The 9,186-nt window shown below is 72.3% G+C and carries 8 protein-coding genes; 5 read left to right on the top strand and 3 right to left on the bottom strand.

What is annotated here, in order from left to right:
* The first annotated feature begins 4 nt into the window (after window positions 1-4).
* The 4 genes from BMZ82_RS31335 (at window position 5) to BMZ82_RS31325 (ending at window position 3,076) form a co-directional block, all read left to right on the top strand.
* Entirely contained in the window at window positions 5-745 is a 741-nt protein-coding gene (locus tag BMZ82_RS31335) for an SRPBCC family protein (RefSeq protein ID WP_093780785.1), read from the top strand.
* Window positions 745-921: a hypothetical protein gene (locus BMZ82_RS40995; protein WP_177244747.1), complete on the top strand. Its 177-nt coding sequence runs from the start codon at window positions 745-747 to the stop codon at window positions 919-921. The genes BMZ82_RS31335 and BMZ82_RS40995 overlap by 1 nt, the downstream gene beginning before the upstream one ends.
* Window positions 922-942: 21 nt before the next feature.
* Window positions 943-1,737, top strand: coding sequence for a thioesterase II family protein (locus BMZ82_RS31330; protein WP_093780784.1), 795 nt, complete (start codon window positions 943-945; stop codon window positions 1,735-1,737).
* Between the two features lie 64 nt (window positions 1,738-1,801).
* On the top strand, window positions 1,802-3,076 hold the full coding sequence (locus tag BMZ82_RS31325; RefSeq protein ID WP_256252213.1) for a cytochrome P450 family protein: 1,275 nt from the start codon (window positions 1,802-1,804) through the stop codon (window positions 3,074-3,076).
* Window positions 3,077-3,189: 113 nt separating this feature from the next.
* Here BMZ82_RS31325 and katG read toward each other — a convergent pair whose 3' ends face one another.
* The 3 genes from katG to BMZ82_RS31310 form a co-directional block, all read right to left on the bottom strand.
* Entirely contained in the window at window positions 3,190-5,400 is a 2,211-nt protein-coding gene (gene katG, locus BMZ82_RS31320) for a catalase/peroxidase HPI (RefSeq protein WP_093780783.1), read from the bottom strand.
* A 118-nt stretch (window positions 5,401-5,518) separates the two neighbouring features.
* Complete coding sequence (locus BMZ82_RS31315; protein WP_093780782.1) at window positions 5,519-5,956, bottom strand: Fur family transcriptional regulator; 438 nt, start codon at window positions 5,954-5,956, stop codon at window positions 5,519-5,521.
* Window positions 5,957-6,042: 86 nt separating this feature from the next.
* The gene (locus BMZ82_RS31310; RefSeq protein WP_093780781.1) at window positions 6,043-7,266 is read right to left on the bottom strand and encodes a cysteine desulfurase-like protein; all 1,224 of its coding nucleotides are present in this window, start codon (window positions 7,264-7,266) and stop codon (window positions 6,043-6,045) included.
* Between the two features lie 144 nt (window positions 7,267-7,410).
* Between BMZ82_RS31310 and BMZ82_RS31305 the strand changes: the two genes are divergently transcribed.
* Window positions 7,411-9,111, top strand: a complete 1,701-nt coding sequence (locus tag BMZ82_RS31305) for a bifunctional 3-(3-hydroxy-phenyl)propionate/3-hydroxycinnamic acid hydroxylase (protein ID WP_093780780.1) — start codon at window positions 7,411-7,413, stop codon at window positions 9,109-9,111.
* Window positions 9,112-9,186: the final 75 nt, after the last annotated feature.

The following is a 9,186-nucleotide window of genomic DNA, read 5'->3' as shown; positions in this document are numbered from 1 at the left end:
CTGTATGGTCCGCGAGTTCAGGGTGCGCCGGGAGCAGGTGCTGCCCGCGACAGCCGAGCAGGTGTGGCACGCGGTCGCGACCGGCGAGGGCAACCTCGGCTGGCTGTACCCGATGGACGTCGAGCCGTGCGTCGGCGGCGCGGTGTCGCGGGGGCAGGCCACCGTCGTCGAGTGGGAGCCGCCCGCCAGGTTCGCCTGCCGCAGCGCCGACCAGGGCGGCTTCACCAACACCCTCGACTACACCGTCGTAGCGCACGGCGACGGAGCCGCCCGGCTGTCGATGGGCGTCCACTGGGTGCACCGGGGTGTCATCGACGACGGCTGGGAGACCCGGGCCGACGCCGCCGAGAAGCACATCGACTTCTATCAGCACAGCCTCGCCGAGTACCTGCGGCACTTCGCGGGCCGCCGCGCCGGCTACGTCAAGGCCACCCGCCCCGACCCGGCGGTCGCCGGCAGCCTCACCGCCGTCCGCGACCGGCTCGGGCTGCCCGCGGCGGCCGGCGCGGGCGACACCGTGAAGGTGATGCTGCCGGACCGGCCCGGCGCCCCCGTCGAAGCGGTCGTCGACTTCCTCGACGCCGACTTCCTCGGTCTGCGCACCGCCGACGCCCTGTACCGCTTCTACGACGGCAGCGCCTGGAACTGGCCGCTCTGGCTCGGCCACCACCTCTTCGCACCGGATGCCGACGCCGACACGTCCACCGGCGCGTGGGACGCGTGGCTGGCGGAGGTGGCCCCCTGATGGAGACCCCTCTCTACGCGGCCGAACTCGTCGAGGAGGACGGCGTGTTCAAGCTCGTCGTCACCGATCTGCGCCGGGACACCGTGCAGACCGCCCACCTCCCCAAACGGGCCGTGGACAAGCTCCCTTACTTCCTCTCGCTCCTCAACTCCCGCCAGTTCAGCGCATTTCGTTAACCTCAGGAGGACCGTCCGACCATGGCACCGACTTCCCTCACGACCACCGCCGCCGCGCTGCCCGCGCCCCGGCGGGCCCCGGCGGACCGGTGGTTCCGGGTGCACCGGTGCCGTGCGCCCCGGGCCGCCCGCCGGCTGCTGTGCTTTCCGCACGCCGGCGGCACCGCCCACCTCTTCCACGGCTGGTCCGCGCACCTGCCCGACGACGTCGAACTCCTCGCCGTGCGCTACCCCGGCCGACAGGACCGGCTCGCCGAGTCCTGCGTCGAGGACATGGCGGAACTGGCCGACGCCGTCACCGAGGCCCTCGCCCCGTACACGGACCTGCCGCTCACCCTGTTCGGCCACAGCATGGGCTCCGCCGTCGCCTACGAGGTGGCGCTGCGGCTGGAGGCGCGCGGCCTGCGCCCCGCGCACCTGCTGGTCTCCGGCCGCGCCGCCCCGCACCGGGCCCGCCCGGCGGGCGTCCACGACGGAGACGACGAGGCGCTGCTCGCCACGGTGCGCGGCCTCGGCGACTACCAGGCGGAGGTCTACGAGATCCCCGAGCTGCGGGAACTCCTGATGCCCGCCCTGCGCGCCGACTACCGCCTCATCGAGGCCTACCGCCCCGAGCGTCCCGCACCGCTGCGCACCCCCGTGACCGCCTACACGGGCCGTGACGACGGCAGTTGCCCGCCGCGGTCCGTCGGCGCGTGGTCGGAACTCACCGAACCGGGCCGCTTCGCCCTGCGCTCGTTCCCCGGCGACCACTTCTATCTCGTCCCGCACGAGGCGGAGTTGGTCGCGGACATCGCCGCCGTCCTCTCCAACTGACCCGCCTGCTCGGCCAATCAACCTTGCTCGACCGAACCCCCCTGCCCCACAAGGGAGTTGACCCGTGCCCAACCCGACCGCCCCCCTCCTCTCCCGCCCGCCCGGCGAGCTGTACCTCCTCGACGACGACCTGAAGGCCTACCCCGCCGCCGGTTACGGCAAGGTCCGCGAACAGGGTCCCGTGGTGCGCGGCTGGCTGACCGAGACCCAGCCGGTGTGGCTGGTCACCCGCTACGACGACGTCCGCGACGGCCTGCGCGACCCGCGCTTCGTCAGCAGCCCCACCGCGATCGAGGGATACACCGGGGAGGACCCGCGCCGCACCCTGGTCGACATGCTGAACCTGCCGGCGGAGGTCCAGAAGTACTTCCTCGTCTCGGCCCTGGACACCGACCCGCCGGACCACACCCGGGTGCGCGGAGCCGTCGGCCGGGCCTTCAGCGCCCGCCGCACGCAGACCCTGCGCCCCCGGGTGGCGCAACTCGCCGCGGAGATCCTCGACGACCTCCACCGCCGCTCGGCCGACGGCGTCCTGGAACTCGTCGACGGCTTCGCCTACCCGCTCGCCATCACCGTCGTCTGCGAACTGGCGGGCGTCCCCGAGGCGGACCGGGCCGTCTTCCGGCGCTGGGGCGACGACATCCTCATCATGGAGCCCGAACGGCTGCGGGAGTCCTCCCTCGCCGTCGTCGACACCGTGCTGCGCCTGCTCGACCAGCGCCGCCGGGAACCCGCCGACGACGTACTGAGCGCCCTCGCCGCCGCCCGCGACGACGACCGGTACAAGCTGACGGAGGAGGAGGCCGTCGCGATGGTCCTCAACGTCGTCATGGCCGGCTACGACAACACCGCCCAGCTCGTCGTCAACAGCCTCGCCGCCCTCCTCACCCACCCCGACCAGCTCAAGCTGCTCCAGGCCGACCCCGGTCTGATGCCCAGCGCCGTCAACGAGTTCATCCGCTGGTGCGGGCCCGACATCATGGTGCGCATGCGGCTGGCCGCCGAGGACGTCGACTTCCGCGGCACCACCATCCGCAAGGGCGACTGCGTGCAGTTCGTGCTGGTCTCCGCGAACCGCGATCCGCGCGTCTACGACGACCCCGACCGCCTCGACATCACCCGCCGCCCGCACGACGGCTCCGAGGGACACATCGGCTTCGGCCACGGCATCCACTACTGCCTCGGCGCGCTCCTCTCCCGCCTCCAGTGCGAGATCGCCCTGACGACCCTGCTGGACCGCCACCCCGGCCTGTGCCTCGCCGAGGGCCCGGAGAGCCTCCAGCGCCTGGTCATCCCGGGGACGGCACCACGGCTGCCGCGACTGGCCGTACGCGTCTGAGGCCTGCGTCCCGTAGGCGTCTGGAACGCGCCAGGGCGCCCGGCCCGACCCGTGTGGGCCGGGCCGGACGCCCTGGTTTCTGGCTTCTTCAGTTGTTTTGGTTCTGGTCGGGATCAGACCAGGTCGAACCGGTCGAGGTCGGAGACCTTGGCCCACGCGGCGACGAAGTCGGTCACGAACTTCGCCTTCGCGTCGTCGCTCGCGTAGACCTCGGCGAGCGCGCGCAGCTCGGAGTTCGAGCCGAAGACCAGGTCGGCACGGGTGCCGGTCCACTTGATCTCGCCCGAGGCGTCGCGGCCCTCGAACGTGGTCTGGTCCGAGGACGTCGACGACCACGTCGTACCCAGGTCGAGCAGGTTGACGAAGAAGTCGTTCGTCAGCTTGCCCGGGGCGTCGGTGAGGACGCCGTGCGCGGACTCGCCGTGGTTGGCGCCCAGCACGCGCAGGCCGCCGACGAGGACCGTCAGCTCGGGCGCGCTCAGGCCCAGCAGGTTCGCCTTGTCGAGCAGCAGGTACTCGGCCGGCAGGCGGTTGCCCTTGCCCTGGTAGTTGCGGAACCCGTCGGCGGCCGGCTCGAGCGCGGCGAACGACTCGACGTCCGTCTGCTCCTGCGTCGCGTCGACACGGCCCGGCGTGAAGGGGACCTCCACGTCGTGACCGGCGTCCTTGGCGGCCTTCTCGACGGCGGCGGCGCCACCGAGGACGATCAGGTCGGCCAGGGAGACCTTCTTCGCGCCGGAGTTGAACTCGGCCTGCACGCCCTCCAGGACGCGCAGCACCTGCGCCAGCCCGTCCGGGTTGTTGACCTCCCAGCCGCGCTGCGGCTCGAGGCGGATCCGGGCGCCGTTCGCGCCGCCGCGCTTGTCGCTGCCGCGGAAGGAGGACGCCGACGCCCACGCCGTGGACACGAGCTGCGAGACGGTCAGGCCCGAGGCGAGGAGCTTGGCCTTGAGGGCCGCGATGTCCGCGGCGCCGATGACCTCGCCCTCGGCGGCCGGCAGCGGGTCCTGCCACAGCAGGGTCTCCGCCGGGACCTCCGCGCCGAGGTACAGGGACTTCGGGCCCAGGTCACGGTGGGTCAGCTTGTACCAGGCGCGGGCGAAGGCGTCCGCGAACTCGGCCGGGTTCTCGTGGAAGCGCTTCGAGATCTCGCCGTAGATCGGGTCGAAGCGCAGCGAGAGGTCGGTGGTGAGCATCATGGGCAGCTTCTTGGCGCCGCTGTGCGCGTCCGGGATGATCGCCTGAGCGTCCTTCGCCACCCACTGGTTGGCGCCGGCCGGGGACTGGGTGAGCTCCCACTCGTAGCCGAAGAGGATGTCGAAGAAGTCGTTGCTCCACTGGGTGGGCTTGGTGGTCCAGGTGACCTCGAGACCGGAGGTGATGGCGTCGCCGCCCTTGCCGGTGCCGTAGGTGGACTTCCAGCCCAGGCCCTGCGCGTCCATGGCGGCGGCCTCGGGGTCGGCGCCGACGGACTCGGCCGGGCCGGCGCCGTGGGTCTTGCCGAAGGTGTGGCCACCGGCGATGAGGGCGACGGTCTCCTCGTCGTTCATCGCCATGCGGCGGAACGTCTCGCGGATGTCGCGGGCCGCGGCCAGCGGGTCCGGGTTGCCGTTGGGGCCCTCCGGGTTGACGTAGATGAGGCCCATCTGCACGGCGCCGAGCGGGTTCTCCAGCTCGCGGTCGCCGGTGTAGCGCTGGTCGTCGAGCCAGGTGGTCTCGGGACCCCAGTACACGTCCTCGTCGGCCTCCCAGACGTCGGCGCGGCCGCCGCCGAAGCCGAAGGTCTCGAAGCCCATCTGCTCAAGGGCGACGTTACCCGTGAGGATCATGAGGTCGGCCCAGGAGATGGACTGGCCGTACTTCTTCTTGACGGGCCACAGCAGGCGGCGGGCCTTGTCGAGGTTGCCGTTGTCCGGCCAACTGTTCAGCGGCGCGAAGCGCTGCTGGCCGCGACCGCCACCGCCGCGGCCGTCGCTGATGCGGTAGGTGCCGGCGCTGTGCCAGGCCATCCGGACCATCAGCGGGCCGTAGTTGCCGAAGTCGGCCGGCCACCAGTCCTGCGAGGTGGTCAGCACCTCGGCGATGTCCTGTTTCACGGCGGCGAGGTCGAGGTTCTTGAAGGCCTCGGCGTAGTCGAAGTCCGCACCGAGCGGGTTCGCCACGACGGGGTCCTTGGCGAGGATCTTCAGGTTGAGCCGCTCCGGCCACCACTGGCGGTTTCCGCCGCCCTGGGTCGGGTGCGCGGCGCGACCGTGCGCGACGGGGCAGCCACCTGCCTCCGCCGCCTTCGGGTCGGTCACGATCGCATCATGGTTCTCGGTCATGGGGGAATCCTTCTGGGTGGTCGGATCACATGCTCACGTACCGCGGTTCTCGGGGCCCGCGGTACTTGGGTCCTGCTTGTCCTACTGGTCCTACGACTACTACGGGTACGGCGGGTGCTCAGTTACGGGCGGCGGTGGAACAGGCGGGGCACAGGCCCCAGTAGATGACCTCGGCCTCGTCTATGGAGAAGCCGCGGTCATCTGCGGCGGTCAGGCAGGGGGCGTGGCCGACCGCGCAGTCGACGTCGGCGACGACGCCGCACGAGCGGCACACGAGATGGTGGTGGTTGTCTCCGACGCGCCCCTCGAACCGGGCCGGGCTGCCCGGCGGTTCGATACGGCGCACCAGGCCCGCCGTGGTCAGCGCGTGCAGCGCTTCGTACACGGCTTGCACGGAGATGTGGCCCACGCGGTCGCGCACGCCGGTGGCGATCGCCTCGACACCGAGGTGGTCGCCACCGCGCACGGTCTCCAGCAGCGCGACACGGGCGGCCGTCACCCGCAGGCCGACACCGCGCAGCTCCTCGGCGGTGGTCGGTGTACGGGGCGCTGTCATGTGACCGAACCTACTCCATAAACACGAACGGTTCAAGAAAACGAACGGTACAGGTCTGGGAAACGGGGAAAGTCGGTATGCGCACGTCAGAGGAACGCGGCGAGGCCGTCGAGGAGCCGGTCGACGTCCTCGGTGTCGGTGTAGGGCGCGAGTCCGACCCGCAGGGCGGGGTCGTGGAGCTTCAGCGCGGTGAAGGGCTCGTGGGCGTAGAAGGACCCGGCCGGGGCCACGACCCCGCGCGCGGCCAGATGCGCCTGCGCCTCGCGGGCGTCCCGGCCCTCGAGCGTCATCAGGACGGTCGGGGTGCGGTCCGCCGCCTTCGAGTGGACGGTGACGGCGTCGCCCAGCGCGCGCAGCCCGTCCTCCACACGGGCGCGCAGCGCGTTCTCGTGCTCGTGCAGCGACCACAGCGACCGCGTCAGCCGCTCCCTGCGCGACCCGCCCGCCGCACCCGCCGTATCCGCCGCATCCGCCGTGTCCATCGACGCCAGGAAGTCGACGGCGGCGGTGGCGCCGGCCAGGATCTCGTAGGGCAGGGTGCCGAACTCGAAGCGCTCGGGGACCTCGTTCGTGGACGGCAGCAGCTTGTCCGGTTGCAGGGCTTCGAGCAGGTCGGGGGCTCCGGCGAGCACACCGCAGTGCGGTCCGAGGAACTTGTACGGCGAGCAGACGAACAGGTCCGCCCCCAGCGCGGGCACGTCCACCAGGTGGTGCGCGGCGTAGTGCACGCCGTCCACGTACACCAGGGCGCCTGCCTCGTGGGCGCGGTCGGCGATGCGGCGCAGCGGCGGCTTGGTGCCGAGCACGTTCGACGCCGCCGTCAGCGCGACCAGCCGGGTGCGGGGCGACAGCGCCCGCTCGTAGGAGTCGAGGTCGAGTTCCGTGGTCGCGGCGTCGATCTCGATCCAGCGGACGGTGACCCCGGTGTGCTCGGCCGCCTGTATCCAGGGCCGTACGTTGGCGTCGTGGTCCAGGCGGCTGAGGACGATCTCGTCGCCGACCCGCCAGTCCTTGGCCAGGTGCCGTGAGAAGTCGTACGTGAGCTGGGTGGCGCTGCGCCCGTGCACGACGCTCCTCGCGGGCACGCCGAGCAGGTCGGCGTAGGCCGCCCGGAAGTCGGCGACGGCCTGTTCGGCGTTGCGCTCGGACGGGCTGACGAGCCCCCGGTTGGACAGGGGGCCGGTGAGCGTTCTGGTGATGGCCTCGGCGACGGGGGTGGGGGTCTGGGTCCCGCCCGGTCCGTCGAAGAAGGCGAGGCCGTGGGTGAGGGAGGGGAAGTGGGTCCGCAGGGCGGCGACATCGATGGGCATGGCCCAGACTCTGACACCCGGGGCCGGGGCCCACCAGCCGTTGGACCCGGTTCGTCCGGATCGCGTCGCGCCGCACGATATTGTCAGACCCTTGACAGTCTTGGGTTTGACGAGTTCATTCCGCCGGGTCGGAAGGGGCCACAGGTGACCGAGAGCGCCGACAACACCGACAGCACCGACAACGACAGCACCGCGAACGCCGGGAGCGATACGCGCGGCGGGAGCGCCGCGGAGTTCGACGCGGGCTTCGACGCGGACGTGGTGGTCGTGGGGCTGGGGCCGGTCGGGGCCACGGCCGCGAACCTCGCGCACGACCTGGGGCTGCGGGTCGTGGCCTTCGACCGGGCCGCCGAGGTCGAGCCGCGGCCCCGGGCCGCCGGGTTCGACCACGAGGCGATGCGCGTCTTCGCCGGCCTCGGGCTGGCCGACGCGATCGCCGGCCACACCATGCCGTACCGGCCCTCCGAGTACCGCAACGCCGACGGGCAGGTCATCAAGCGCATCGACGCCGCGCCGCCGCCGCACCTCCTCGGCTGGGCGCCCAACTACGTCTTCGACCAGCCCCACCTGGAGACCACCCTGCGCCGCCGGCTCGACGGGGCGGCCGGCGTCGACGTGCACCTCGCCACCGAGGTGACGGACGTACGCCTCGACGACGACGGCGCCACCGTGCACGCCGTCGACCCGGCGGGCCGCCCCCGCACGGTGCGCGCGCGGTACGTGCTGGCCTGCGACGGCGGCGGCAGCCCGGCGCGCAAGCGGCTGGGGCTCAGGATGGACGACCTGGACTTCGACGAGCCGTGGCTGGTGGTGGACGTACGGCTGCGTCCCGGCGCGGGGGCCGGGCTGCCGCGGACGAACGTCCAGTACTGCGAGCCGGACCGGCCCAGCACCTTCGTCGTGGGGCCGGGGAACCACCGCCGCTGGGAGTTCATGATCAACCCCGGCGAGCGGCCCGAGGACATGACCGACCCGGACTTCATCGGCGGCCTGCTGGCGCGCTGGCTCCCGCCGGGGGAGTACGACCTGTGGCGGGCGTCCACCTACCGCTTCCACGCCCTGGTCCTGAAGCAGTGGCGGGTGCGGCGGCTGTTCTTCCTCGGCGACGCGGCGCACATGACCCCGCCGTTCCTCGCGCAGGGCATGTGCCAGGGCATCCGCGACGCGTCCAACCTGATGTGGAAACTCGCCCTGCGGCTGCGCGCCGGCGCGGACGAGTCGCTGCTCGACACCTACCAACGCGAGCGCGACCCGCACGTACGTCACGTCACGCTCACGGCGAAGGAGTTCGGGCACGTCATCTGCGAACGGGACGCCGCCACGGCCGCCAAACGGGACGTGGACCTGCTGGCGGAGCTGGCCGAGCGGCCCGAGGGGACGGTCCGGCAGTCCCTGATCCCCGGACTGCTCGCGGGCTTCCTCGCGCCGGAGGGGTTCCCCGCGCGCGGCGACCTGCTGCCGCAGCCGAGGGTGACCGACGCCCGGTCCGCCACCGGACTGCTTGACGAGTTCACCGGGAGCACCTTCCGCCTGGTCCTGCGGCCCGACACGGACCCGGAGGCGGTCGCATCCGCCCTGCGCGCCCACGCGTCGGCGGACGGCTTCCCGATCACCCTGGTCCGGCTGGTCCGGCCGATGGAGGACACCACGATCGAGGGCCCGGACGAGTACCGCGAGGAGCAGCCCGTCCTGGACGGCTGGCTGGGCCGGCAGTCGTGCGTCGCGGTGCTGGCCCGCCCCGACCACTACGTCTTCGGCGGCGTCCACACGGCGGACGACCTCGACGCCCTGCTCGCCGCCGCCCGCCGGCAACTGCGCGGAGCGGCAGGTCCACGGAGGCCCTGACGGGGGTGGGAGCGGCGTCGACGCGCGATTGTCAGTGCCCGGTGTCAGGCTGAAATCACCGGATCTGCGAAGGGA

Origin of the sequence: Streptomyces sp. yr375 (genome assembly GCF_900110755.1) — a bacterium.
Lineage (GTDB): Bacteria > Actinomycetota > Actinomycetes > Streptomycetales > Streptomycetaceae > Streptomyces.
This window is presented reverse-complemented; position numbering and strand designations above follow the sequence as displayed.

Excerpts from the sequence above, each read along its gene's own strand:
- BMZ82_RS31335 (WP_093780785.1), top strand. The coding sequence starts at position 5 with ATGGTCCGCGAGTTCAGGGTGCGCCGGGAGCAGGTGCTGCCCGCGACA.
- katG (WP_093780783.1), bottom strand. The coding sequence starts at position 5,400 with ATGACCGAGAACCATGATGCGATCGTGACCGACCCGAAGGCGGCGGAG.
- BMZ82_RS31315 (WP_093780782.1), bottom strand. The coding sequence starts at position 5,956 with ATGACAGCGCCCCGTACACCGACCACCGCCGAGGAGCTGCGCGGTGTC.
- BMZ82_RS40995 (WP_177244747.1), top strand. The coding sequence starts at position 745 with ATGGAGACCCCTCTCTACGCGGCCGAACTCGTCGAGGAGGACGGCGTG.
- BMZ82_RS31330 (WP_093780784.1), top strand. The coding sequence starts at position 943 with ATGGCACCGACTTCCCTCACGACCACCGCCGCCGCGCTGCCCGCGCCC.
- BMZ82_RS31310 (WP_093780781.1), bottom strand. The coding sequence starts at position 7,266 with ATGCCCATCGATGTCGCCGCCCTGCGGACCCACTTCCCCTCCCTCACC.